Raw genomic sequence first — 26,259 nt, 5'->3', positions numbered from 1 at the left:
GGAGAGATGAGATGAAAGATATTGAAACGATAGATACATTCAATCAAATCACTGTAGATATCAATGGTGACGTTGGATCGCCATTGGGGTATATGGCTGGTGGATTTCATGCTGGCCTAAGAAGAAAGAAAAAAGACTTTGGATGGATTTACTCTACGACAAAAGCGACTGCAGCAGGTGTATATACGCTTAATCGTTTTAAAGCAGCACCACTTAAAGTAACTGAAGATAGTATCAACATCGATCAAACATTGCAGGCAATTGTAGTTAATTCAGCAAATGCGAATTCATGTACTGGAGATAGAGGTATACAAGATGCGAAAGATACACAAAGTTGGGTGGCTGAACGATTAAACATAGAACCACATCATGTTGGTATTGCTTCGACAGGTGTCATTGGCTCATTTTTGCCTATGGATAAAATGAAACGTGGCGTCGATCATGTTTTACACGATGCGTTTAACCAGAGTGACTATTTTAATCAATCGATTTTAACGACAGATACGACAACGAAACATGTGTCTGTAAAAGTAAATATAGACAACCAGATAGTGACAATAGGTGGTACAGCAAAAGGCTCTGGGATGATACATCCCAATATGGCAACCATGCTTGGTTTTATAACGACAGATGCAAAAGTTGGTAGTGAGCCATTGAATGAATGTTTAAAACAAATTACAGATCACTCATTTAATATGATAACCGTAGATGGTGACTCTAGCACGAATGACATGGTTCTATGTATGGCAAATGGTCAAGTTAATCATCATTGGCTAGATGAAAATCATCCTGAATGGCAAAAATTTGTTTACGCCATCAATTATGTTGCACGTTATTTGGCTCAGTCGATTGCAAAAGACGGCGAAGGTGCGACTAAATTGGTGACAGCTAGAGTTAAAGGGGCAATAGATATCCATGAGGCAAGAAAAATGGCGAAAAGTATTGTTTCATCCAATTTAGTTAAAACAGCAATTCATGGTGAAGATGCAAATTTTGGAAGAATTGTAACAGCGATGGGTTACGCATCAAAACATATAAATCCTCATGCGACAAACGTATCATTATGCCAAGTTGATGTGGTTAAAGCAGGCATGTCAGTGGCATTTGATGAAGCTTATTTAAAAAAACAATTGGAAGCAGACAATATCATTATAGAAGCTACTGTAGGTGATGGATATGGGGAAGCTACCGCTTATGGCTGCGACTTATCATATGAATACGTGCGCATAAATGCGTCGTATAGAACTTAAGAGGTGTTTGATATGGATTACATTGTAATTAAAATAGGCGGGAGCACTTTGACGAATATGCATGATTCGATAATTGAAGATATTGTTGCATTAAAAAAGCAAGGTTATAAACCATTAATCGTCCACGGAGGTGGGCCTTTTATAAATCAATCTTTGGAATTACAAGAAGTAGCAACAGAATTTAAAGATGGTTTGAGAGTTACTACCCATGAAGTACTTTCTGTTACGACTCAAACATTAATTGGACAAGTGAATCCTAGTTTAGTCAATAAAATCAATCAATTTGGTATTCAAAGTATTGGCATGAATGGCATAGATGCGCAATTATTTGATATTAAACCATTAGATTTAAAATATGGTTTTGTTGGCGAACCTATTCATATAGATACAAGCGTTATCGCGACTTTAACACAATCTTTTCTACCAGTCATCGCATCTATAGGTGTAAATCAAATGACGCACCAGGTATATAATATTAATGCCGATACGCTAGCGTATAAAATTGCGCAAGCTTTACATGCACCAATTTATTTATTAAGCGACATTCCGGGTGTTTTAATCAATGAAAAAGTACAACCGTCATTAAATGCGAAAAATATAGCCACCTATATTGAACAAAAATTAATATATGGTGGTATGATACCTAAAGTCCAAGATGCTGTTAAAGCAATAGAAAAGGGATGTCAAAAAGTAGTTATTGCAGCAGGAAATGAAGCGCACATTATTCAAAAATTGCAACATGGCCATAATGTAGGTACTACAATTTGCAAGTAACAATGTACAAAAGCGTAAATAACAAATTTTTAAATGTGTTGTTTTGTTCCACTATTGTCAGGACAAGGTTTTAACAGTATGTACACACGTTTACCTTATCACGATGTTATAAAAAAAGCTCAGAATATAGTGTGTCTGAGCTTTTTTAAATGGCTGAAGTTAATTTAATTAAAACTAAAGCTTTTTAGAATAGGTTGTTAAAAGTTCACTGTAAAAATCAATGAATTTTAAATACATGTCTTTTTCTACACATTCATCAATTTGATGTGGTTTAATACCTGGACCAAATACTAAGAATGGGAAAGTTTCATCTTTATTTTTTAATAAGTTTGAAGCATCAGTAACGCCACCGATTGGAGAAGCGATAAAGTCCTTGTCAAATAGAGATTGAGCTATGTTCTGAGCAGTATTAATTAAGCTGTTATCACCAGTAGTGAGTACTGGATCTAGGTCTAAGTATAGGTCGCTTGATAAATTTGCACCTTTATCATTATGGTTTTGAATTGTGTTTGAGAATAACGTTTTTACTTGTTCATTATCATATTCTGGAATTGTACGAATATTAAAATCTGCATCTGCCTCTTCAGGAACAGAGTTCACCTGTACCCCACCGTTAATTAATGTATTGCTAATAACTAAACCTTGAAGTGCAGATTCTACGTCTTCAAGTGCTGTTGTTGCAGGCAATGATGGCTTAATTCTTTCAATGAATTTTGTGAAATCTAGCGCTTTTCCCTGAACTTCTTTTGAAATTTTAGCATAGGCGTCATCAATATCTTGTATAAATGAGATTAATGGTTTTATGGCATTAGTGCCCATTACTGGCATAGAGCTATGTGCTGATTTACCGTAGGAAGTAATACGATAATCCATTGAACCTTTATGTGCATACACCATGATATCTTGGCAAGGTTCTGCTATAAGTAATGCATCAACGTCATCCATATAACCCTGTTCGTACAAAGTTTGAGAACCAAGTTGCTCCATTTCCTCACCACTAGTTGCTAAAAATCTAATACGACCATGTTGCAGTGCTTGAGAAGATTTAATATCAATAAGTGCAATTGCTAACGCAGCAAGTCCTGACTTCATATCTGCTGCGCCACGACCATATAAAAATCCATCATCCTCAGTAAGCGAAAATGGATCGTATGTCCATTGAGATTTATTACCAGCAGAAACAACGTCCATATGACCTGAAATACCGATTACCGGCTTGCCTTCACCGATTTCAGCAATGAGGTTAGCACGTCTTTCATCAATTTTTTGAATTTTTGATTCAATTCCGTAGTTAGAAAATAGTTTCTGTAAATAATTACAAACTTCAAGCTCATTATCATTTACTGTTTCAATCGCTACAATATCTGATAAGATTTGTACTTTTTCTTTATTAGAAAATGTACTCATTGTGTATCACTCCTTTGTATGTCTAAATTAAGTATACATCTAGAAAAAAAGGTTTTTAAAGTGAAACGATTTTTAAAAAAAGAATATAATAAAATTATTTATATTGTAAAATTTTTTAGAGTTGAAACAAAAAAACTGATTTTGTACTATTACACTCAACCGTGTATGATGTTTAGAATTAATAATGTGTTAAGAAATTAAAAAAATGCATCAACAGGTGAATTAAAGGTCATAGCTTTTGAAGCAATAACATAAGTGATAAGTTATCAATGGATTTAGATAATAATCAACATAAAGTGCTAAATGACAATATAATTATTTCCAAGGAAATGCCTAATCAATGTCATAAATTTAATATATAAACTTATTGATACAATAATAATTGCGATAATTCAAATCATTTCCTATGATTTTACCTATATTTGATGATACGCTAAAGAAGTGGAATTTGTTTCCAATGGATTTTATTTTTTCATATATTTATAAATAGATAAGCGTGTAAATGTCGAAGGTATATATGAAAAATTTTATATAGAAAGGGGATTATCATTTTGGCAAAAGTAGCAATTATTGCTGGAGGCAATAAACTAAAATCAAGACTCACAGGTATTATAGATTACGCGGAATCGTATTTGAATGCTGAGGGCATCGAGACAAATGTCATCCACGTACATCAATTAGATGCTGAGGCTTTAATTACTGCAGATTTTTCTAATGAATCGATAAATGCTACGCATAAAACGATTGAAGATGCGGATGGTGTTATTATAGTATCTCCAGTATTTAAAGCTGCCTACTCAGGTATCGTGAAAACGTATTTAGACTTGTTACCACGAGGGGCATTTACAGGTAAAACGGTACTACCATTAGCCTTAGGAGGCACGTTTGCACATGTGCTAGCAATCCAATATAGTCTCGATCCAGTTATTAAAGAACTAGGTGCAGATACTATTCATAAAGGCAGATTTATATTAGATAAGCACATCACACAAAATGAAGATGGTAGTTATGGTTATGACCAAGAAGCGAAAGATGGTTTAAATAAAACTTTAAAGAAATTTGTCAGTGACAAGTCACAAGTTAAAGAGTAAATTTGATTGTAAAACTGTTAAAATCAAAATATACGATAAACTTAGAATATGACGTTATAAGACGGTGTTAATAAAAAATGAGCACACAGTATCAAAACTTGCTAAATTGATATTGTGTGCTCATTATTTTTAGATTTAAAGTTTATTTAAGTGCCATTGAGCTTGGTTATCCATGCTTAACTTAAATTCATTTGTTTGAATGCACATGGGATGAGATTCGGAAAACTGGTCAGAGAACAGCCATTTATTATCTTCCGGTGTCAGTAAAATAAAACTGTCATCATAATGATCGCCGATAAAGTTTAAATCATGTGGTGCAAAGGGTTGCTTTTCATATGTATTTAAATGAAATTTCGACAATGCTTCAAAGACTTCCTTCGTTTCATTACATACGAATCCAATCTCACTAATTCTTGAAAATTCAGGTTCATCAGTTATATTAGAAATGCGTGCAATGAGTTCCACGACGTTCCCTGAAGGATCTTGAAAGTAAAAAGAATGTGCAACAAAAGATTCGAAATACGTCGTATGCTGACCATCCTCCATCAATAGAAATAAAATATTTTGATAATGTTGTTTCATGTCGAAGAAATGGTTGTAAGGAATGTCAATCGCAAAGTGATAAAATGGTTGGACATCGTCGTTTGCTTGTTGAAAACACAGATGCGTCTCTCCAATTTTAACTGTAAAAGCCTCTTGGCCAATCATCCAAACTGGACATTCTAAAATTTCTTCATAAAATTGGAATGTCTTTTCAAATTCTGAAGTGAATAATTTAATGTTTTCAATTTTCATAAACAAACCCCACCTAATCCTCATGTTTATCATATAAATATAAGAAATAATTTACTTGTACTTTATCAAAATAATAATCAATATGATAATAATAAGAATTTTATATGAAATAATACGCATTAAGTAACAATATGTTCTATTTAAAATAGTTATATAGCGTTGGTGATTTATAAAACTTCATAAAAAGGCAGAGACAATTCAATTTGTCTCTGCCTTTTTTCTTATCGCCGTGTGAAGACGAAGTGGTTTTAAATCAATTAAATTTGAATATCTCACTTCATTTTTAAGTTCAAGATATTTGTATCTCAGACTTGCATAGACTAAGCGAAAAATAATGAGATAATATACGCGCTAATCCCAACTAGAATACAATACAGAAGTGCAGGGCCTAATGTTTTTCTTATGACACTACCTTCTTTACCAGGCATATTAACTACCGCACAAACTGCGACCACATTATGCACACAGATCATGTTACCGGCAGCTGCACCAATGATTTGTGCAGCTAATACAATAAATGGATTTGCACCAATAGAGTTAGCAATGTTTAATTGAATAGGTGAGAAAGTCAATGTTGATACAGTAGCACTACCTGTAATAAACGAACCTAAAGCACCTAAGAATGGTGCAACGAATAGCCATACAGGACCTAAAGTATTAGCCATATTTTTGGCGATATATTCTGGCATACTTATTAAATCATGCGCATTGATACCTGAGTTGATAAAAACATGCACCATTGCGAGTGTGGCAATTAGTGTAATACCAGTAATTTTTATTGTTGATAAGGATGTGATACTTGCATTACCTAAATCCTTAATAGATTTTCTTTGAATTATAATGGCGAAAATTGCTGATAATAATAAAATTGTCCCAGGTGAATAAAGAAATTGCCATTCAGATGATATTTCAGAGAAATTTAAAATATTATTCCAAGAAAAATCAAGAACATGTGTGGTGAAATATTCAACACTTGGAACCGTTCTCGTTAATAAAAGTAAGATAACAACCATTACATAAGGTGCCCAAGCAGTTAGTAAACTCATAGAATGTTCTGTACTATCTGCCTCGTATGTTTTATCTAAGCCATCTGTCCACACTGTTTTAGGTAACAACCAACCCTTACTTGCAGTTAAGACGGCAACTACTAAACCAGTTAATGAGCCTAATATAGCAACAAATTCTGCGCCGAAAACATGTGCATATACAAAGGCAGATACTGCATATACAATTCCTATTAATGCTAGCCATGGTAGCATTTCAATAATAGATTTTAACTTTTTATTTTTCCCAAAGAAAATAATCATCGTAGAGATAACGATGATAGGTATGAAAATACCACTCAATAAGTCTAATATAGTTATTTGCTCAGCTGTCGAATGGAAAAAGGATTGATTTGCTTCTTTTAAAGTACTTAATCCAACAATAACTGGCGTGCCCACTGCTCCGAAAGACACTGCAATACTATCGGCAATTAAAGCTGTAACAACAGCTATCATAGGTCTAAAACCTAATGCAACTAGTAAAGGTGCTGTAACCATTGCAGGTGTACCAAATCCTGAAGCGCCTTCAATAAGTGAACCAAATAAGAAAGCGACAATGATGACTTGGACACGCATATCTGGTGAAATTTTCTTAAATCCTGCATTGATACGGTTTACTGCACCCGTTTGGCGTAATGTATTAAGTAACACGAGCGCACCGAATAAAATATAAAGTATCGTTAATGTTTTGTGCGTACCTTGAAGTATTGAAGCTATAACGACATTACCTTGCATCCCCCATACAAAAATCCCTAAAACTGTTACAACGATAGCGCTAATAATCATCCCTTTTAAAGCTGACATACGTAAGAGTACAAGAAATAAAAAAGGTACGATTACTGCACTGAAAGCGACTAATAACATCATTTTATATAAAACTCCCTCATAAAAATTTAATAATCATCTAGTCATATGATGTTTAAATAACTCTCATTGTAAACGTTTACAAATAAATTTTCAATCATGTATAAAAAATGAATTTTTCATATAAACAATTTAAATCGTATACAAATATTTTTCGTTGATTTTAATAAGCTGTATTTTCGGTTTTACTTATTTATATCTTAAAACGAAAATAAATGAAAATAAATTTGCGTTATTAGAAAAAATATAATAATATAATGATAATATTTGAAAGCGTTTACAAAAGTGATTACAAAAATTGCAAGAAAATATTTAAATTAATCTTAATATCAACGATTGATTTATAAGGGGTGCGTAATATGAGTGATAAATTAACTAAAATGGGAATGCCTCCAACGTTATTTTGGGGATATGTTGGTGTATTAATATTTATGATGGGAGACGGTTTAGAGCTGGCATGGATTAGTCCTTATTTACATGATCATGGTCTATCCGTGCAACAAACTGCGATTTTGACCACTTGCTATGGTGTAACGATAGCTATTGGTTCTTGGTTATCAGGTGTCTTGGTAGAAATTATCGGTCCAAGAAAAGTGATGCTGTTAGGAACAGGGTTATATATCATCGGTCATGCAATATTTGTTGGTTTGGCAATCCCAACGATGAACTATAATATCATGATTCCGTCATATGCAATAAGAGGGTTTGGCTACCCTTTGTTTGCTTATTCTTTTTTGGTTTGGGTTGCTTATCGTTCTCCGCAAAAGCGTTTAGGTGCTGCAGTAGGATGGTTTTGGTTTGTGTTTACAGGAGGGCTTAGTGTCCTAGGATCATTTTATTCTTCTTTTGCGATTCAACTATTTGGACACTTCTTTACATTGTGGACAGCGATTATTTGGGTGTTAATAGGAACATTTTTAGCAGTATTTGTAAATAGAGACCAGTTTATGATTGAAGAAAAAGGGCACGGATTTAAAGAACACTTTAGTGAGGTACTTGCAGGTATAACGATACTAAAAAGGGAACCGCGTGTGGCAGTGGCCTGTGTTGTTAGAATCATAAACCAGGCGGCACAATATGCTTTTCCATTATTTCTGCCGATTTATTTAGCTTCCAAAGGTATTGCTACTACAACTTGGTTAAATATTTGGGGAACAATTTTTATTGCTAATATTATATTCAATCTAATATTTGGTGCGTTGAGCGATAAAATTGGCTGGAAAAATACGATTTCTTATATTGGTGGTGTTGGATGTGCGATATTTACGTTAGGACTATATTTTGTGCCAGAGTTATTTACAGGTAATGTTTTTATTGTGGGTACGGTAGGATTTCTATGGGGGATGTGTTTAGCAGGCTTTGTCCCTATTTCTGCACTTGTCCCTTCTTTAGTTCATGATGGTGATAAAGGACCAGCAATGGCAATATTAAATTTAGGCGCTGGTCTTTGTGTATTTGCAGGACCAGGGTTAGTGGCATTGTTTTATGATAGTATTGGTGTTAAAGGCATGATGTACTTAATATTTGGATTATATGTTGCTAGTGCAATTATGACACGTTTCTTAAAGACACCTGAGGAAAGGGAACGTAGAAAGTCTAAAAATTTTGCATCATACAGTAAATAATCTATTATAGTAGCTATAAAAAAGTTAGGATATGGCTTAATGGATGATTTTTTAATAGCTTCAGCTAACGATTAATAAATAATAGTAAACGGGCGAACAGTTTCAAAATGAGGGGTTTTGATATTGTTTGCCTGTTTTTGTATTCATTTTAAGGGATGATTATGCAATGATTTTGAGATGACGTGGGATAAATATAATTATTTTTCTTGGAAACCACCTGAAACAAAATGAGCAGCAATTTGCTTAATAGTGGCAAATAGTAAATCTAACATGTATGTTCACCTCCATGAGCTAGTGGTTACATGTTCAATTTACTATATATTATTAAAATATTGTGTAGGAAAGCACAACTTAGTTAAATCATTGCCACGGTGTTTATTGTCAGACATCTTACTTGCTTGACTGTTGCAAATAAGATCGTGATTGTATGGAAATATACATTTAGCGTAGGTTATACTTCAAAACTAGTAAAATAATTAAATAATTTAAAAATATACAATAAATAGTATATTTATACTTGAAAATAACTCTATTTAAGTTTAATATGTATATAAATCTTATAAATATATTGGAGTGATGAAATTGGGGCGTACACAACAGATTTAAAAAAACTAGCATTGTTAAAAGGTAAGAGCTTTTTGAAAACGAGTGATTTTACTGCAGATGAACTAGTCACTTTGATTGACTTTACCGGAGAATTAAAAGAAAAGAAAAAGCGAGGCATTCCTCACCCTTATCTTAAAGGTAAGAATATTGCTTTATTATTTGAAAAACCATCTACAAGAACACGTTCAGCATTCAGTGTAGCAGCAAACGATTTAGGTGCCTTTCCAGATTATTTTGGGCAAGGTGAAATTCATCTAGGTGTCAAAGAATCGACAGAAGATACAGCAAAAGTATTAGGGAGTATGTATGATGGTATTGAATTTAGAGGTTTTTATCAAAAAGATGTGGAAAGTATAGCGCAACATGCCGAAGTTCCAGTATGGAATGGTTTAACAAACGAATGGCATCCTACTCAAATGATTGCAGATTTTTATACTTTAAAAGAACACCTAGGCACATTACAAGGTAAAACATTGACTTATGTTGGTGATGCAAGAAATAACGTAGCACATGATTTATTGGTTACCGGCGCAATATTAGGTATGAATATTCATATTGCAGCCCCTCAATCGCTACAGCCTGATCAAGATATTCAGCAACTTGCTAAAAATTATGCAACACAATCGCACAGTAATATTTTAATTACAGATAATATTCAACAAGCAGTTTATAAAGCAGATGCAATATATACAGATGTCTGGTTTTCAATGGGAGAAGATGAATCAGTTCAAACACAACGTATTGAAAAATTACTTCCATATCAAATTAATGAAGCTATGCTTGTCAATACAATGAATCCAGATGTTATTGTATTACATTGTTTGCCCGCCTTCCATGATGTGCATACAAAGGTGGGACAACAAATCTATAAGACTCATGGTTTAACTGAAATGGAGATAACAGATGATGTATTTAAAGGTGAACATGCTGTTATATTTGAGCAAGCGGAAAATAGATTACATTCAATTAAAGCAATTATGGCAGGAACATTAGGGGATATTTTTTAACACATATCTTAATTGAATAAATAAAGAGACTCACAAAGTAACGTGGCTTTGTGAGTTTTTTTCATTAAAAAAGAAGGCATATATCACCATTATGAAAAAGTTTTTCATAATGGTATTTTATATTGATTAATATTTTCTTTGATTGTATATTTATGATAATTAGGAGGTTAATGACTATGAGTAAATTGTTTGAAAAGGCACAACAATTTGGTAAATCATTTATGTTACCTATCGCTATATTACCGGCAGCTGGATTGTTGTTGGGAATCGGTGGCGCATTAAGTAATCCGAATACAATCAAAGCATATCCCGTGTTGGATATTAACTTATTGCAAAATATATTTGTTCTTATGTCATCAGCTGGTAATATTGTATTTCAAAATTTACCAGTAATTTTTGCCATAGGTGTTGCAATTGGATTAGCTAGAAGTGATAAAGGTACTGCAGGATTAGCAGCAATGTTAGGATTCCTTATTATGAATGCTTCGATGAATGGATTGCTAATCATTACAGATACGTTAGCAAAAGGCAATTTAGCAGAAGAAGGACAAAGTATGGTTCTAGGAATTCAAACAGTAGAAACGGGCGTGTTTGGTGGGATTATCACAGGAGTTATGACGGCGCTTTTACATAATAAATATCACAAGATTTCTCTTCCATCATATTTAGGATTTTTTGGAGGATCTCGTTTTGTTCCAATTATTACAGCAATCTCTGCAATCATACTCGGGGTTATCATGTTCTTTATTTGGCCAACAGTACAGGGGTGGATATTTGGTGTAGGAGGTATCGTAGATAAAACTGGTGTCATTGGTACTTTTTTCTTTGGATTTATATTAAGGCTATTGGGGCCATTTGGTTTACATCACATTTTCTATTTACCGTTTTGGCAAACTGCATTAGGTGGCTCGTTAGAAGTTAAGGGTCATCTTGTTCAAGGCACTCAAAATATTTTCTTTGCTCAACTTGGTGATCCAGACGTAACGAAATACTATTCAGGTGTTTCGCGTTATATGTCAGGTCGTTTTATTACTATGATGTTTGGACTATGTGGTGCAGCTTTAGCAATTTATCATACTGCGAAACCACAACATAAAAAAGTTGTGGGTGGGCTAATGTTATCTGCAGCATTAACTTCATTTTTAACAGGTATTACAGAACCGTTAGAGTTCAGTTTTTTATTTGTTGCACCAATTTTATATGTGATACATGCATTTTTAGATGGTTTAGCGTTTATGATGGCAGACGTATTTAATATTACGATAGGTCAAACATTCAGTGGTGGCTTTATAGACTTTTTATTATTCGGCGTTTTGCAAGGTAATGCTAAGACGAACTTTTTATGGGTAATACCGATTGGCATCGTTTGGTTTATTTTATATTATATTATTTTCAGATTTTTAATTAACAAATTCAACTTTAAAACACCTGGTAGAGAAGCGGAAACAACTACAGAAACTGTTGAAACGACAGAACGTGCTAAAACAATTATCGAGGGTTTAGGTGGTAAAGAAAATATAGAAATTGTCGATTGTTGTGCTACAAGGCTAAGAGTGACATTAAAGTCAGACGCTCCAGTCAATAAGCAACTGCTGAATTCTACCGAAGCTAGAGGTATCATCCAAAAAGGTAATGGTGTACAAATTGTTTATGGACCACATGTCACAACGATAAAAAATGAAGTAGAAGAGTTACTAGACAGTGAACAAGCGTAATTTATAAAATATTCAATTTATCATTAAACAAAGGTAATATACAGAAATTAGAAAGTGATTGGTGAGTATATGTATATTTTAAATTTAGAGAATAGACAACTTGCAAGTCAATATGTTGCGACTGAACTGTTAAAGCAAATAAAAATGAAACCGGATTCAGTATTGGGTCTTGCTACAGGTAATACTATGACTGATGTTTACAAATATTTAAAAACATTGATTAATCATAATCATTTGCAACTAGATCAAATAGTGACATTTAATTTGGATGAGTATGTAGGTTTAAACGCAGACAGTGAGCAAAGTTATCACACATATATGTATCAGCAGTTATTTAAACACCATCAAACATGGCATAAAGAGAATATATTTGTGCCACGAGGAGATGTTGATAATTTAGAACAAGAATGCTTAATGTATGAACAATATTTAAAAGATAAAGGACCTGTAGATATACAAATTTTGGGTATAGGTGAAAATGGGCATATAGGTTTTAATGAGCCTGGATCTTCGTTTGAAAGTGTTACAAGGGTTGTAGACTTATCTTTTTCAACGATGAAAGCGAATAGTCGTTATTTTGATTCAATAGACGATGTTCCTAAGCAAGCAATTTCTATGGGGCTGGCATCCATTATGTATGCGAAACGTATCATTTTGTTAGCGATGGGTAGAAATAAAGCAGAAGCCGTTTCACAATTAATAGAGGGAGAAATTTCCGAAACGTTACCTGCATCTATATTACATCAACATCCTCATGTTGATGTAATTGTAGATAATGAAATATTCGAAGTATTAGATCAAGATAAAGTTCAGTGATTAGAAAGGCATTTGTCATAAAGAGATTAGAAAACGTTGTGCTTTGGCAAGACGCTTGAGGGAACAGGACAAGCTGAAGACTATAGGATGAAGTCGTCCCTTAAGAAAGCGAACCAACAATACGAAGTATTGAATAAAAAGGAAGCACTCAGATGAATTGAATTAAATCATCTGAGTGCTATTTTTTTAGGATTTATGTCCCAGATGCATTATTTCTGTCATTATAAAAATAATATAAAACTTTATCACTGAATGACAACTAGGAAACGCTAATTGTAAAAATTAAGTATTGTAATAACACTTAGGCACAAAAACATACAAATTAGGAAATATTTACAACAATATTAATATTTATTATTATAATTTAGTTAAAGGTAATCAACCTTTAACAAATCATATATTGAGAAATGAGGTGTGTTAAATGTCTGATTTCGTAAACGCAATCAGTGAAGCTGTAAAAGCAGGTTTAAGTGCTGACTGGGTAACAATGGGAACTAGCATTGCTGACGCATTAGCTAAAGGCGCTGACTTCATCTTAGGTTTCTTTAACTAATAAATAATGTAAGAGGCTGAGACAAATTGAATTGTCTCAGCCTTTTATTATTCAATGCTAGTTATAGATTACAATATCATTTAAAGTTATTTGGATTTATGTAGTCATTTTTTAAAGACTATAATACTAAACCAACGATTGATGCTGAAATAATTGAAGCAAGTGTTGAACCTAGTAGCAAGCGTAGGGCAAACGAAGCCACCTTATTGCCTTGTACATCACTAAATCCTTTGATAGCACCAACGATAATGCCTACAGTACCAAAATTAGCAAAACTAACGAGATATACAGAAATGATACCTTGTGTACGTAGTGTTAAATCTCCAGCTAATTTTTGATAGTCTAACATAGCAACAAATTCGTTAGTGATTAATTTAGTTGCCATGAGTGATCCAGCTTGAACTGCTTCGTTCCAAGGTACACCTATGATGAAAGCAATCGGTGCAAAAATAAAACCGATTAATTGTTTGAAATCTAAACCGACAAAATTAAATAATACTGTGACTGCTTCCATCAAAGAGATGAATGCAAGGAGCATAATGGCGACACTTACGGCAATTTTAAAGCCGTCCGTAGCACTATCGCCAATCATTTGGAAAAATGGAACGTTTTTCGACTTTGTTTCATCACTATTTGAATTGCTTTTATCTGAGGATAAGTTGGAAATTTCCACGTCACTATCATCTGATTGATATGGATTGATGACACTTGCGATAATTAAAGCACTGAAAATATTGAGCATAACGGCAGTAACTACATATTTAGGTTCGATCATTTGCATATATGAACCTAACATAGCCATACTGACAGCACTCATACCAGAAGTAGTAATCGTATATAATTTCTCTTTAGATAATTTAGGAATCATTTCTTTAATAGTTAAATAAACTTCTGGCTGTCCTAACATTGACGTTGAGATTGCAAAGTAACTTTCGAGACGGCCCATACGTGTGATTTTATTGATAATAATACCAACATATTTAATGATAAACGGAAGAATTTTAAAATAGTTTAACACACCGATTAATACAGAGATAAATACTAAAGGTAGTAACACGGTAATAAAAAACGTTGAAGCACCTTTGTTTTGTAAACCACCAAAAACAAACTCGATACCAGCTTTACTAATATTGATTAATGCTTCAAAAAATGAACCTAATGTGGTTAATATCGTTAAACCAATAGACGTATTCATCATGAATACTACAATGATGATTTGAACGATTAACATAATGACTGGTTTTTTGAAATCAATCGCCTTTCTGTTATAGCTAAATAAAAAAGCGATGAATAATGCAAAAAATATACCAGTAATGGCAAATATGATTGACATAAGTATCACCTACAATGTATTGAAAGCAACTGCAATTTTTGCGCCAAGTACCGCATTGTTCTCAACTAGTTTGATATTTGTATTTAAACTCTTGCCTTCAGATTTTTCGACAATTTTACCAAGTAAAAATGGCGTAGAATCTTTTCCATTAATACCTTGCGTTTCTGCTTCTTTAACTGCTTCTTCAATAATACCGTCAATATATGATTTAGGTAATTCATGTTCTTTAGGAACTGGGTTAGCGATAACAACGCCACCTTCAATATTCAAATCATTTTTAACTTTACAAATATGTGCGATATCATCTGGAGTTTCAGAAAAACTGTTTAGTTTAATACCGCTTTGTCGTGTGAAAAATGCTGGTAATTCATCTGTTTGGTAACCTATTACGGGTACGCCTTTTGTTTCAAGATATTCCATTGTTTTTGGTAAATCTAGTATAGATTTAGCGCCAGCACATATTACTGTTACATTTGTTTTACCTAACTCTTCTAAGTCCGCTGAGATATCCATTGTGTTTTCGGCACCTTTATGTACACCACCAATACCACCAGTTACAAAGAATTGAATTTCTGCTAATTCTGCACTCATCATTGTTGATGCAACTGTAGTTGCACCAATCTGTTTAGTAGCGATTACTTCTGCAAAATCACGACGTGAAACTTTTGCGACATTATCACTTTTAGCGAGTAATTCTAGTTCATCATTTTCCAGTCCAATTTTGATTTTTCCATCAATTAATGCAATGGTTGCTGGAATTGCACCATAATCACGTATGATATTTTCAACAGCCGTAGCCATTTGCACATTTTGTGGGTAAGGCATACCATGTGAAATGATTGTTGATTCTAGTGCTACGATGGGTTTTTTATCTGCTTTAGCTTGTGCTACTTCTTTAGAAAATTCAATATATTGCTTCATTTTTATAGTCCTCCAAATCTCTAAATAATTGTTTCTTATCTAAGTTTTGCCTCACGGTGTATTCAGTTTCAATTGTTTTTCGAGCATTCATCATGCCTGTTGTCAGTATGCTTTCAGTGTCTAGTTCATTTAACCAACTAAAAATGACTGCACTAGAGAAAGCATCACCAGCTCCTGTTACGTCTACGACATGTTGTGAAGGTATCACAGGTTTAATGACTTCTTCGTTACTATTTCTAAAAATAAGTTCTTTTACACCATTTGTAATCACAACATTTGAAACGCCTAACTTATTCCATTTTTGTGCAGCTATACGCAAATCATCAGTGTTTTGTATAGTCATATTTAAATAAGTTTCGGTTTCATCTCTATTAATAATAAGCCAATCGATAGCATGTAATGAATCAGGCATGTTTTTCATTTTTGGAGATGAAACGGGAATAACTATTAATTTAATGCTATGCTTTTCTGAATAAGCACATAAAAAATCCATTGCACTTTTTGAAATGTTGAGGTCTGCGATGATACATTTTGCTTTTATTAATAAATGTGTACGTTTAATTAAAAATTCAGGAGTAATATAATCATAGACCTCCATATCTGCTAAACCGTATTCCATATTACCGTCGTTATTGATTAATGCTGTATAGGAACCAGTGTTTGCGTTTTCTATTTGTTGAACGTGGTCTAAGTTCATGAATGGGGTTGATAATTTATAAATCATATCCCATTCGCTGTCATTACCACTCACAGATAAAAATGCGACTGTTTCACCCATACGCCCTAAATTCTCTGCTATATTGCGTGCAACCCCACCTATAGATCTCGTTGAAGTAACAGGATTAGACGTTTCTAATTGTAAATCGTTATGAACATAAAATTTTCTGTCTAAGTTCGCAGCACCAATGCAGACAATTGGATAATCTTCATTTAAAACATACGCTTTCCCTAAAACATATTCTTTGCGGATAAGTCCAGATATAATATTTGCAACTGCTGGCCGAGATAATCCAATAGATTGTGCTAATTCTTGTTGTGAAATGAATGGATTTTCTTGAATACGCTTTAAAACTTCCTGTTCATTTTTATTCATATGGCAACCTCCTTTATGCAAAATTAAACTTAAGTTTACAACTTAAACATTTGTTTAAGTTGATAAGATAATAGCACGAATATTCTGAAATGTATACGCTTACATATAATAGTTCGTAAAATTGTAAAATCTATATATTCACGAAACAGAAATTTATATATGCTATATGTCGCTAAAAATCAAGGGTTTTATGGCGTTTGATCATTTGTGGAATTTATTAAAATGATTTGTATGAAAAAATTTAAAATTAATATTTGAAGTTCAATAAATTAATGTTTAAATTTTTGAAAATATAATTCAAAATATTAATGAAATAGAAAAGAAGTGTAGTTGTTTTTCAAGTAGGCATATATCCAATAATTTTGTAACAAGGAAATAACTAGAAAAATAAACGAGTACACACTTATATAAACATATCAGACAGTAGGTAAGCTTAAATAAAAAAACTGCCGACAAGGTGCGTCCTTAGTCGACAGTTATTATTTAGCGAATACAATCTATATCTCGTATTTTTAAAAGCATATATTAATTTTTTGCGTTAACTTTCAACATCCTCATTATTTGTTTGTTCATCTTTACTAAACAACGAAGAAAATTTAGATTTTATATCATCTAGTTTGCTATTTACTTTATCTAATTCTTCTTGCATTTTATCAGTATTACCATTATCTTTTTCGTTTTTTGCCTGTTTTAAATCATCTACTGTAGTTTGGTATTTATCAGCTAACTTATTTGTTTTATTAGAATCAGCTTCTTGTTTTAGGCTATTAATTTTATCTTGTAATGCTTGTAATTTAGAATCTGTTGCTTCATTAGAATTTGAAATATCTGACTTTAACGATTGAATATCATCTTTGACTTGATTGTTCTGACGTTCGAAATTGACATTATCACCTTGCGTATCATTCGATTGATTTTGATTGGCAGTGGATTGTTCACTTGTTTCATTACCAGTTTGTTGATTATCATTGTTATTATTCATAAAAGTACTAACTGCAAAAATGACAATGATGACTAATAAAGCCACCAGACCTAAACCAAGCCAAAATTGCTTGCGCTTTGATTTTTTATTTTCTTCTAATAACTGCAACTCTCGTTCACGATCTCGCTGATTGTAGCTTGTTTCCGACTTGTAATCATTGTACTTATGGTCATTATAAGATTCACTGTTTTTCACAGTACGACGATAAGGATTGTATAAGATCTTTCCGTAGATATCTTGTTGTTGTTGGTCATTCACAGTGTGAATATTTAAATCAGTATTAACGTTTCCATATTTGTCTAGCGCAATAATTTTTCCATCATCTTCAATTTTTAAAATTTTAGGATAATCATTGAAAGAGTTGTTGTTAGTCATTTTTTCACCTTCAATTGTATTTAGATATTAAGTGCTTACTTTTAAATTACCCAACTCTGGTAGTATAAACATTGCTTGTTTTAATAATCTTAAGTATATATTACTAACTTCTCATTAATAAAACATCATCATTTAGACTGAGCTAATGTATTTGGTGTAATGTTAGTTTGCTTTAACAAAGATAAAAATAAAAGGGGCGGGACAGAAATCTTTTTTAAAATATCAGATTTCTATCTCACTCCCTTGTATAGTGTGTTTAAGTATTAATGCAATGTTATGGACTTTTACAAGTAGCATGTTGTATTTACTACTTGTAGTTTATTAGTATCCTGAATCTACTTCTTCACCGTCTTCGTCATATTCAGTTACGTAACCATCCTCATCAATTTTATAAGAACCTGCTAGGTCTCCGTCTTTATCTGTGAAAGAAAATCCCCAACCGTCTCCAGTTTTTTCTGGTTCTTTATAAGTATAATTATCTGTATCCAAAGTGCTACCTTCATAAGATTCGACTTTATCAATAACATTATCACGCGTTACTTTTTCGTCAGAACTGGCGTTACTACTATCGTCGTCATCAGAATCTGCTTCTTTTTCGATCATTTTGTCTTCATAATCGCTTATTGCATCATCGTCAAATGATAAAGATACGTCTATTTCATCTTCATCATCTTTAGGACTAGAAACATTTTCTACACTTGATTTGAATTGTTTGCCTTCAACTTCAGTTGTAGCATAGACTTCGATTTTTTCATCTGGTGCATAAGGACCGTAAGTGACAGATTCATATTCGTCAAAATCTGATTGTTCATCCCCATTAATATAAAGTTTAAGAGAATCAGAATCTGCATAAGTTGAATCAATACTAACTGTAAAACGTTTTTGTTTGAATTGTAAATCTGCACTGTTACTTTCAGACATATCGATATGAATAACGCCGTCGAATTTTTTATTATCAACCTTTTGTGTTGCTTTTAAATCATATATGCCAACTGGAAAATCATCGAGTGTCTTCGTCTTACCTTGTTTTAATTTAACTTGGGTTGTTTTGTCATTAAGTTTGTAAGATAGCGTTGTGTCTTCTTCTGAGGTAATCGAAACAGGCTCCTTACTAACATTAAAAATGTAATTTTTGAATATGCCCCATTTTTTTCCATCTTCGGTAATATTAATTAAAGCAGTGTCACCAACAGTGACAGCATGTTCATTTGATTTATTTTCTTTAATATTTTTTGCACTACTTTGAAGTTCATCAGCAACACGATCTATGCTATCAGTTTCGTCAATATATTTATAAATAGCTTTAGCTTCATCTTTAGAAATAGCTTCACCATTTGCTTTTAAATGGTTGGCTAGGCGATCTGTATCTTTGCTTTTTAAATCTTTAGAAATGGTTTCTGCCTGTTTTGTAGGTGATAGTTGCGCGTCAATTATTTTATAAGTAACAAACAAAGCAATAATAATGACTAATATCACTGCAATAATGATAAATATAGGTAATTTTGATTTACGATTAGGTGGTTGATGCGTTGTTCGTTGTTGAACAGGCGTACCACATTGAGTACAAACGCGTTGACCAGGCTTGATTTCAGCACCACAATTACTACAATACTTCATTTGAAATATCCTCCTTAATAACCTGTATTAAAAAATGAACTTAAATCACTTAATGTATTAGAAACAGTACTTTCCACTATAATACGTAAAATGATTCCTAAAATGATGATATAGATAAATATAGAATAAATGACAGGCATACGTATAAGTTGATTGTGGCTGTATTTCGTAATTAAATATATTGGTGCAATGAGTGTAAATAATATAGCAATAATGATAAGGAATACTGCAAAACTTGGAACATGAATTGCTAAAAATAATAAACCAAACAAAAGTGTAATAACAGAAAGGGTGTTGACTAAAACGAAATCTGAAAATACTTTATGTAACGTCGAATTAATATTTAATATTTTTATTAGTGCAAAAGTGATACCAAATAGTACTGTAATTGCTATTAATAAGAAAAGTGAAATGTTAAACACAACGCTTGCTTTACTTGTCATGAAATATGCAACTTCTGCAGGTATCAATATCGTTAGTAATATAATGGATAAAAGTAATCCTGCTATGATTAAACTGAAAAGTGTTTTGTAAGAAAAAAAGTGAGGACTCACAAGTTCTTTATCAGGATGTCTGAAAGCAGTTGAAAAGAACGTTTTAGCTTCATTGAAAATATCTGAAGTATGCTTTAAAAACTGCTCATTTTTATGATTAGACTGTGTTGAATCTTGTGTTGATATTTGTGTTGCATTAGATTCCGTTGAATTATGTTCGGATGCATGGTTCGGTTTGTTTTTAGTTTCGTTTGTTGTATTTGTTTGATGAGATAATTTTGTACCACACTCTCCACAAAATAAATCTGATGCTTCAATAGGATTTCCACATTTTGGACACTGCATAAAGCTTCCCCCCTTGTAATATGTATATTAAAATATAATATTATCACATTTATATTTGTGTTACACTACTATTTTGAAAATTAACTAAATTTAAATTCAAAAAAATGAAAATGCATATAGTAGTAGATTTTATTTAAAAAATAATAATAATAAGTAGAGGCTGTGTATAATGAAACATAGGGGGATTCAGTGACGTCGTTACGGAAGAAAGAACATCATTACTATATCATGTAGTTATAATAAATAGATGACAGCTAAAGTATATATTAAGGAGTGGAATACAAATGGTTAAGCGAATACTGAGTAACAATGCTTCAGAACTACTAGCAATGTCAGGTGAAGAATTAAAACAGAGCATTAAGGCGAGTGCTGGGCGTGTAGTTTTATCTGAAAATATAGTTACGGAAACGCCTGTCGTGCCTGATATTACTAATGCTGAAATAGCGCGTGCGTTTGGTGCTGATTTGATTTTATTAAATGGCTTTGATGCGTTTCATCCAAAAGTGAAAAATATAGATGAACACGAACAGGTTATAGAAACATTAAAACGACTCGTGGGTAGACCCATTGGTGTGAACTTAGAACCTGTTGATGACGGAACAAATATGTATGAGCAACACTTAGAAATTGCAGAAGGACGTCAAGCAAGTCCTGAAACGGTTCAAGTACTTGAAGCATTAGGGGTGGATTTTATATGTATGACTGGAAATCCTGCAACTGGTGTATCTAATAAGAAAATAGTTGAAGCAATCCAAAATACAAGAAATCATTTTTCAGGTTTGATTATCGCTGGGAAAATGCATAGTTCAGGTGTAGATGAGCCTGTGATTACCAGGGCATATGTAAAGCAATTTATTGAAGCGGGTGCTGATATTATACTAGTACCTGCTGTCGGTACAGTGCCAGGTTTCGATGAAGCGCAACTTAAAGACATTGTCAAAGAAGTTCATCGTGAAGGGGGACTTGTCATGTCAGCAATTGGTACGAGTCAAGAGAGCGCTGATCCGAGCACTATTAGAGATTTTGCCATTCGAAATAAAATATGTGGTGTGGATATTCAACACATTGGTGATGGGAGTTATTGTGGTTTAGCTCCTGTGGAAAATATATTTGAATTGAGTAAGGCGTTGCGTGGAGAGAGACACACGATATCGATGATTGCACGTTCCATAAATCGCTAATAAAAACGCCATGCATAAATCCATGGTTACAAATATTCATTGGCTTATTTTAGTTTGATTAAATACATTAAAAATTATAGGTACGGAGAAGAGGATGCAACACATTAACGTTGGATTCTCTTTTTAATATTTTATTGAAGTATTTATATAAAATTATAATTAAATAAATTATAATTTTAAAAAGTAATCGTTTATGATAGATGTGCAACTTTTCGGATTATGAGACGAAAGAGATTACACATCTAAAAATGAAAGTAAGCGGTTACAATATAAATATAAGGAGGTTGCTCATGTGTTAAGCAAGAGACAGCATCATATCTTAACATTCTTACTTGAACGTGAATCCTTTATAACTATTCATCACTTAGCTAACCAATTCAATGTTTCAGAAAGGACGATACAGTACGATTTAGAATATATAGAAAGTATGGCGCAACAATTGGATTTAACCATTTTTAGAAATAAAAATGCAGGCATAAAGATTGAATCTAAAAAACCTTTGAATGATATTGTTCCTCAATATATAGCGACTTCAATACATTATTCTAAAGAGGAAAGAATTCGATATATCATATTAAAGCTATTTGAATCTAATACACCAACATCTTCTAACACGTTGGCCGATATGGTTTCTGTGACACGTAGAACGATCGTTGAAGATCTGAAAAGTGTACAGACTTGGTTATCTTCTTATAATTTGAATTTAAAATATATTAAAAACAAGGGATTTATCATACAAGGTGAAGAAACAGATTATCGAAAAGCATATGCGACACGCGTCCATGAATATTTTCAAAATCATACACATCAAATAGGGCATAAGCTATTTTCGAATAAAGCATTGGAAACGATTCGATTAACTGTAGTGTCAGTATTATTTGAAGCGGATTATCAGTTAGTCCAAAGTGCAATTGATGGTCTGATTTATCATATTTTAATTGCAATACACCGAACGAAAGAAAAGTTTGTTTTTGAAATACCAGATATGGAATATAACAAATTAGCGGAAACAGACCAATTTCGCGTGGCATTACTTATAAAGGCATCTTTGGAAGAAAAACTCGATATACAATTCCCTAAAAGCGAAGCAGGCTTTATTACGTTACATTTGCTAGGGGCTAAAACTTCAGAGATGAATCAAAAAAACGAAACAATAGATGATTTAGAAATTCTAACCGAACAATTGATAGAACGCATGAGTGGTGACTTAGGCATAGATTTAATTAACGATACTAAATTATTAAATGGCTTAATTGTTCATTTAAGACCAGCAATTCACCGGTTGAAGTTCGATATGACGCATAATAATCCTCTGACAGATGAAATATTTCAACAGTACCATCACATCGTAGAAAGATTACGCAATCATATTTGGGGTGTGGAAGAGAATTATCGTATTTGCTTTGACAAAGATGAACTTGCATACATTACGTTACATTTTGCTTCAGCAATTGAACGTATTTCCGCAATTACTACAAATGCTCTAAAAGTAGTTTTACTGTGCGGCTCAGGCATCGGCACTTCACAATTATTGAGAAGTAGAATTCGACATATTTATCCTGAACTTGAAATTGTAGATGCTTATTCAATCTACGAAATTGATGAGACGTTATTAAAGCATGAAGGCGTTGACTATATCATATCAACGGTACCGTTTGAACATGCTTCAATACCTATACTCAATGTTTCTCCATTTTTAGATAAAAATGACCGTCAACAAATTAACACAATTATTAATAAATCAAGAGAACAATATGTGTATGATATCAAAGGACTAGGGCCTACTCTAAAAGAAGTCTTACCAAAAAATAGAATTTTAACACAACAACCTTCACTTTGTAGAAATGATGCAATTAGACAAAGTATTGAAACTTTGATTGATGCTCAAGTTGTTGATTGTATTTATGCCGATGAAATCATTGAACAATTAAATGCATTTGGACCATATATGGTTATCAGTCCGCACATTGCTTTAATTCATGCTAAACCAACACATGTTAAAGGGACAGTAGGTTTTAGTTTGACACACTATCAAAAAGGTGTTCGCTTTGGACATGAACAATATGATCCTGTATATATCATTGTGACGTTAGCAACCGCTCAGCCGCAAATTCATTTAAATGCATTGAGACAACTTAGTGAACTGATTATGAATGATAAAACTAGAAATATATTACTTTCAGGAAATATTGAAGCAATTATGCACTGCATAAATGAAGTGAGTCAACATTAAGGAGGGGAAAATGACTTTGGAAATTTTATCATCAGATAAAGTGCAAGTACTTGAACAGGTTAAAAGTTGGCGTGAAGCAATTAGTATAGCTGCAAATCCTTTGAAAGAACAAGGCTATTTTCAGCAAGATTACATTGATGACATGATTCATAGTGTAGAAAAATTAGGCCCTTATATAGTTATTGCTCCAGAAATAGCGATTGCACATGCTCGACCGAATAATAATGTAAAAAAGATAGGTCTAAGTTTGTTAAAACTAAATCAGCACATTAACTTTTCAGAAGAAGGGCACTATGCTTCATTGGTGTTTGTATTAAGTGCTATAGATAATGAAGGACACTTAGAAGTATTGAGAAATTTAGCTATAACTTTAGGCAATCAACAGACAGTAGAACATTTATTAAATGCACAAACATCAAGTGAAATTATAAATATATTTAAAGGAGAATGAGGACAATGAAAATTTTAGTAGTATGTGGTCACGGATTAGGAAGTAGTTTTATGGTTGAAATGAATGCACAAGAAGCACTTAAAAATTTAAATGCACCATCAGACATAAAGGTTGAACATAGTGATGTTATGAGCGCGAGCCCTGATATGGCAGATTTATTTATTTGTGGGAGAGATTTAGAAGAAAACACAAAAAATTTAGGTGATGTCATTGTGTTAGATAATATATTAGATAAAGAAGAATTACAGCAAAAACTAGATGAAAAATTAAAAGATTTAAACGTACTTTAATCATTAATAAGGAGGTGGGACAATGAAGCCAATTCTTGATTTTATCGTCGATATTTTGAGTCAACCTGCGATATTAGTTGCCCTAATCGCATTGATTGGATTAATTGTTCAGAAAAAGTCAGCAACTGATATTACTTCAGGTACGATAAAAACAATTTTAGGATTTTTAGTCTTAAGTGCGGGTGCTAATGTAGTAACGCAATCATTAGAACCATTTGGTAAAATTTTCCAACATGCATTTGGTGTGCAGGGGGTTGTGCCTAATAATGAAGCGATTATATCAATTGCACTGGAACAATATGGTACGACTGCAGCGTTAATCATGGTGTTTGGCATGCTAGTGAATATCATTATTGCACGTATAACTAATTTGAAATATATTTTCTTAACTGGCCACCATACATTTTATATGGCCGCATTTTTAGCGATATTATTGTCAGTTGGTCATGTGACAGGTACGTTAACAGTGATTATTGGGGCGATTATTTTAGGTTTGATTATGGCAATATTACCAGCTTTAGCACAGCCTACAATGAAAAAAATCACTGGAAACGATCAAGTTGCTTTGGGTCATTTTGGTACATTGAGTTATTGGGCTGCTGGAGAAATTGGGAAATTATTTAAAAGTAAATCAAAATCGACTGAAGATATCAATTTTCCTAAAGGGTTAAGTTTTTTAAGAGAAAGTACGATCAGTATTTCTTTAACAATGACATTGCTTTATTTTGTAGCATCATTGTTTGCTACACCTACTTTCGTACATTCAGAAATCAGCGATGGGCAAAACTTTATTGTATTTTCACTTATTCAGGGCGTTACATTTGCAGCAGGTGTATTTATTATTTTAACTGGGGTTCGCTTAATTCTTGCAGAAATAGTGCCTGCATTTAAAGGTATATCTGAAAAATTGGTTCCCAATACGAAACCTGCGTTAGACTGTCCGATAGTCTTCCCTTATGCACAAAATGCAGTGTTAATCGGTTTCTTTGTCAGCTTTATTGTAGGTGTGATTGGGATGTTCATTTTATTCTTATTCGGTGGTGTCGTGATACTTCCAGGTGTGGTTGCACACTTCTTCTTGGGCGCTACGGCAGGTGTCTTTGGTAATGCACGCGGAGGTATTAGAGGTGCGGTAGCTGGCTCAGCTTTAAATGGCTTATTAATCACGTTCCTACCATTATTATTCTTGCCATTTTTAGGGGATTTAGGTGGTGCTGCTACTACGTTCTCAGATACAGATTTCTTAGTAGTGGGTGTCGTGCTTGGTAATGTAGCAAAATATTTGGGCATCATTGGTATTGTTGGCTTAATTGTTGTTGTCGCTGTAGTGTCAATTTTATTACAAAAACGTTCGAACCAAAAAGCGATGAAAGAACAGTAATCATAAAAATCCTAGGC

General features: G+C 33.0%; 22 protein-coding genes. 13 read left to right on the top strand and 9 right to left on the bottom strand.

What is annotated here, in order from left to right; all coding sequences use genetic code 11:
* Positions 1 to 11: 11 nt before the first annotated feature.
* Positions 12 to 1,250 (top strand): bifunctional glutamate N-acetyltransferase/amino-acid acetyltransferase ArgJ, encoded by a 1,239-nt coding sequence (gene argJ / locus HMPREF2586_RS03515; protein ID WP_070658033.1) that lies wholly within the window; start codon positions 12 to 14, stop codon positions 1,248 to 1,250.
* Between the two features lie 12 nt (positions 1,251 to 1,262).
* Positions 1,263 to 2,024, top strand: coding sequence for an acetylglutamate kinase (argB, locus tag HMPREF2586_RS03510; RefSeq protein ID WP_064209178.1), 762 nt, complete (start codon positions 1,263 to 1,265; stop codon positions 2,022 to 2,024).
* Between the two features lie 174 nt (positions 2,025 to 2,198).
* Here argB and HMPREF2586_RS03505 read toward each other — a convergent pair whose 3' ends face one another.
* Entirely contained in the window at positions 2,199 to 3,431 is a 1,233-nt protein-coding gene (locus HMPREF2586_RS03505) for an ArgE/DapE family deacylase (RefSeq protein ID WP_070037182.1), read from the bottom strand.
* A 551-nt stretch (positions 3,432 to 3,982) separates the two neighbouring features.
* On the opposite strand from HMPREF2586_RS03505, the gene ssuE reads away from it, so the two are divergent.
* The gene (gene ssuE / locus HMPREF2586_RS03500) at positions 3,983 to 4,522 is read left to right on the top strand and encodes an NADPH-dependent FMN reductase (protein ID WP_046206646.1); all 540 of its coding nucleotides are present in this window, start codon (positions 3,983 to 3,985) and stop codon (positions 4,520 to 4,522) included.
* A gap of 135 nt (positions 4,523 to 4,657) precedes the next feature.
* On the opposite strand, the gene HMPREF2586_RS03495 is transcribed toward ssuE, so the two are convergent.
* Both HMPREF2586_RS03495 and HMPREF2586_RS03490 read right to left on the bottom strand, forming a co-directional pair.
* Positions 4,658 to 5,317: a hypothetical protein gene (locus HMPREF2586_RS03495; RefSeq protein WP_070658032.1), complete on the bottom strand. Its 660-nt coding sequence runs from the start codon at positions 5,315 to 5,317 to the stop codon at positions 4,658 to 4,660.
* A gap of 320 nt (positions 5,318 to 5,637) precedes the next feature.
* Entirely contained in the window at positions 5,638 to 7,227 is a 1,590-nt protein-coding gene (locus HMPREF2586_RS03490) for an L-lactate permease (RefSeq protein ID WP_070658031.1), read from the bottom strand.
* A gap of 356 nt (positions 7,228 to 7,583) precedes the next feature.
* On the opposite strand from HMPREF2586_RS03490, the gene HMPREF2586_RS03485 reads away from it, so the two are divergent.
* The 5 genes from HMPREF2586_RS03485 to HMPREF2586_RS03465 all read left to right on the top strand — a co-directional run bounded on the left by HMPREF2586_RS03485 (position 7,584) and on the right by HMPREF2586_RS03465 (position 13,546).
* Complete coding sequence (locus HMPREF2586_RS03485) at positions 7,584 to 8,849, top strand: MFS transporter (protein WP_070658030.1); 1,266 nt, start codon at positions 7,584 to 7,586, stop codon at positions 8,847 to 8,849.
* A 617-nt stretch (positions 8,850 to 9,466) separates the two neighbouring features.
* Positions 9,467 to 10,462 carry an ornithine carbamoyltransferase gene (argF, locus tag HMPREF2586_RS03480; protein ID WP_226857784.1) on the top strand — a complete coding sequence of 332 codons (996 nt, stop codon included), beginning with the start codon at positions 9,467 to 9,469 and terminating at the stop codon, positions 10,460 to 10,462.
* Positions 10,463 to 10,638: 176 nt separating this feature from the next.
* Entirely contained in the window at positions 10,639 to 12,177 is a 1,539-nt protein-coding gene (locus HMPREF2586_RS03475; RefSeq protein WP_070037191.1) for a PTS transporter subunit EIIC, read from the top strand.
* A gap of 69 nt (positions 12,178 to 12,246) precedes the next feature.
* Positions 12,247 to 12,993, top strand: coding sequence for a glucosamine-6-phosphate deaminase (gene nagB / locus HMPREF2586_RS03470; protein ID WP_070658029.1), 747 nt, complete (start codon positions 12,247 to 12,249; stop codon positions 12,991 to 12,993).
* Positions 12,994 to 13,414: 421 nt separating this feature from the next.
* The gene (locus tag HMPREF2586_RS03465) at positions 13,415 to 13,546 is read left to right on the top strand and encodes a beta-class phenol-soluble modulin (RefSeq protein WP_019469020.1); all 132 of its coding nucleotides are present in this window, start codon (positions 13,415 to 13,417) and stop codon (positions 13,544 to 13,546) included.
* A gap of 118 nt (positions 13,547 to 13,664) precedes the next feature.
* On the opposite strand, the gene HMPREF2586_RS03460 is transcribed toward HMPREF2586_RS03465, so the two are convergent.
* The 6 genes from HMPREF2586_RS03460 to HMPREF2586_RS03435 form a co-directional block, all read right to left on the bottom strand.
* Entirely contained in the window at positions 13,665 to 14,879 is a 1,215-nt protein-coding gene (locus tag HMPREF2586_RS03460) for a NupC/NupG family nucleoside CNT transporter (RefSeq protein WP_070658028.1), read from the bottom strand.
* Positions 14,880 to 14,888: 9 nt separating this feature from the next.
* Positions 14,889 to 15,800 carry a pseudouridine-5'-phosphate glycosidase gene (locus HMPREF2586_RS03455; protein WP_046206654.1) on the bottom strand — a complete coding sequence of 304 codons (912 nt, stop codon included), beginning with the start codon at positions 15,798 to 15,800 and terminating at the stop codon, positions 14,889 to 14,891.
* Positions 15,784 to 16,893, bottom strand: a complete 1,110-nt coding sequence (locus HMPREF2586_RS03450) for a carbohydrate kinase (RefSeq protein ID WP_046206655.1) — start codon at positions 16,891 to 16,893, stop codon at positions 15,784 to 15,786. Before HMPREF2586_RS03450 ends, HMPREF2586_RS03455 begins: the two co-directional genes overlap by 17 nt.
* A 538-nt stretch (positions 16,894 to 17,431) precedes the next feature.
* Positions 17,432 to 18,250 carry a hypothetical protein gene (locus tag HMPREF2586_RS03445; RefSeq protein WP_064209189.1) on the bottom strand — a complete coding sequence of 273 codons (819 nt, stop codon included), beginning with the start codon at positions 18,248 to 18,250 and terminating at the stop codon, positions 17,432 to 17,434.
* A gap of 321 nt (positions 18,251 to 18,571) precedes the next feature.
* Positions 18,572 to 19,867, bottom strand: coding sequence for a TcaA second domain-containing protein (locus HMPREF2586_RS03440; RefSeq protein WP_070658027.1), 1,296 nt, complete (start codon positions 19,865 to 19,867; stop codon positions 18,572 to 18,574).
* A 14-nt stretch (positions 19,868 to 19,881) separates the two neighbouring features.
* Entirely contained in the window at positions 19,882 to 20,706 is an 825-nt protein-coding gene (locus tag HMPREF2586_RS03435; RefSeq protein WP_070658026.1) for a zinc ribbon domain-containing protein, read from the bottom strand.
* Between the two features lie 284 nt (positions 20,707 to 20,990).
* On the opposite strand from HMPREF2586_RS03435, the gene HMPREF2586_RS03430 reads away from it, so the two are divergent.
* From HMPREF2586_RS03430 to HMPREF2586_RS03410, 5 genes are all read left to right on the top strand, one after another.
* Complete coding sequence (locus HMPREF2586_RS03430; RefSeq protein ID WP_046206659.1) at positions 20,991 to 21,887, top strand: DUF7916 family protein; 897 nt, start codon at positions 20,991 to 20,993, stop codon at positions 21,885 to 21,887.
* A 292-nt stretch (positions 21,888 to 22,179) separates the two neighbouring features.
* Entirely contained in the window at positions 22,180 to 24,120 is a 1,941-nt protein-coding gene (locus HMPREF2586_RS03425; protein ID WP_070658025.1) for a BglG family transcription antiterminator, read from the top strand.
* A gap of 10 nt (positions 24,121 to 24,130) precedes the next feature.
* Positions 24,131 to 24,571, top strand: coding sequence for a PTS sugar transporter subunit IIA (locus HMPREF2586_RS03420; RefSeq protein WP_046206661.1), 441 nt, complete (start codon positions 24,131 to 24,133; stop codon positions 24,569 to 24,571).
* A gap of 5 nt (positions 24,572 to 24,576) precedes the next feature.
* Positions 24,577 to 24,861 carry a PTS sugar transporter subunit IIB gene (locus HMPREF2586_RS03415; protein ID WP_046206662.1) on the top strand — a complete coding sequence of 95 codons (285 nt, stop codon included), beginning with the start codon at positions 24,577 to 24,579 and terminating at the stop codon, positions 24,859 to 24,861.
* Positions 24,862 to 24,883: 22 nt separating this feature from the next.
* Positions 24,884 to 26,242, top strand: a complete 1,359-nt coding sequence (locus HMPREF2586_RS03410; RefSeq protein ID WP_046206663.1) for a PTS ascorbate transporter subunit IIC — start codon at positions 24,884 to 24,886, stop codon at positions 26,240 to 26,242.
* Positions 26,243 to 26,259 lie beyond the last annotated feature (17 nt).

This window comes from Staphylococcus sp. HMSC034G07, from assembly GCF_001835975.1.
Lineage (GTDB): Bacteria > Bacillota > Bacilli > Staphylococcales > Staphylococcaceae > Staphylococcus > Staphylococcus ureilyticus.
This window is presented reverse-complemented; position numbering and strand designations above follow the sequence as displayed.

Excerpts from the sequence above, each read along its gene's own strand:
- HMPREF2586_RS03420 (WP_046206661.1), top strand. The coding sequence starts at position 24,131 with ATGACTTTGGAAATTTTATCATCAGATAAAGTGCAAGTACTTGAACAG.
- argB (WP_064209178.1), top strand. The coding sequence starts at position 1,263 with ATGGATTACATTGTAATTAAAATAGGCGGGAGCACTTTGACGAATATG.
- HMPREF2586_RS03505 (WP_070037182.1), bottom strand. The coding sequence starts at position 3,431 with ATGAGTACATTTTCTAATAAAGAAAAAGTACAAATCTTATCAGATATT.
- HMPREF2586_RS03450 (WP_046206655.1), bottom strand. The coding sequence starts at position 16,893 with ATGAATAAAAATGAACAGGAAGTTTTAAAGCGTATTCAAGAAAATCCA.
- nagB (WP_070658029.1), top strand. The coding sequence starts at position 12,247 with ATGTATATTTTAAATTTAGAGAATAGACAACTTGCAAGTCAATATGTT.
- HMPREF2586_RS03485 (WP_070658030.1), top strand. The coding sequence starts at position 7,584 with ATGAGTGATAAATTAACTAAAATGGGAATGCCTCCAACGTTATTTTGG.
- HMPREF2586_RS03465 (WP_019469020.1), top strand. The coding sequence starts at position 13,415 with ATGTCTGATTTCGTAAACGCAATCAGTGAAGCTGTAAAAGCAGGTTTA.
- HMPREF2586_RS03445 (WP_064209189.1), bottom strand. The coding sequence starts at position 18,250 with ATGACTAACAACAACTCTTTCAATGATTATCCTAAAATTTTAAAAATT.
- HMPREF2586_RS03430 (WP_046206659.1), top strand. The coding sequence starts at position 20,991 with ATGGTTAAGCGAATACTGAGTAACAATGCTTCAGAACTACTAGCAATG.
- HMPREF2586_RS03435 (WP_070658026.1), bottom strand. The coding sequence starts at position 20,706 with ATGCAGTGTCCAAAATGTGGAAATCCTATTGAAGCATCAGATTTATTT.
- HMPREF2586_RS03455 (WP_046206654.1), bottom strand. The coding sequence starts at position 15,800 with ATGAAGCAATATATTGAATTTTCTAAAGAAGTAGCACAAGCTAAAGCA.
- HMPREF2586_RS03475 (WP_070037191.1), top strand. The coding sequence starts at position 10,639 with ATGAGTAAATTGTTTGAAAAGGCACAACAATTTGGTAAATCATTTATG.
- HMPREF2586_RS03495 (WP_070658032.1), bottom strand. The coding sequence starts at position 5,317 with ATGAAAATTGAAAACATTAAATTATTCACTTCAGAATTTGAAAAGACA.
- HMPREF2586_RS03490 (WP_070658031.1), bottom strand. The coding sequence starts at position 7,227 with ATGATGTTATTAGTCGCTTTCAGTGCAGTAATCGTACCTTTTTTATTT.
- HMPREF2586_RS03410 (WP_046206663.1), top strand. The coding sequence starts at position 24,884 with ATGAAGCCAATTCTTGATTTTATCGTCGATATTTTGAGTCAACCTGCG.
- HMPREF2586_RS03440 (WP_070658027.1), bottom strand. The coding sequence starts at position 19,867 with ATGAAGTATTGTAGTAATTGTGGTGCTGAAATCAAGCCTGGTCAACGC.
- HMPREF2586_RS03415 (WP_046206662.1), top strand. The coding sequence starts at position 24,577 with ATGAAAATTTTAGTAGTATGTGGTCACGGATTAGGAAGTAGTTTTATG.
- HMPREF2586_RS03460 (WP_070658028.1), bottom strand. The coding sequence starts at position 14,879 with ATGTCAATCATATTTGCCATTACTGGTATATTTTTTGCATTATTCATC.
- argJ (WP_070658033.1), top strand. The coding sequence starts at position 12 with ATGAAAGATATTGAAACGATAGATACATTCAATCAAATCACTGTAGAT.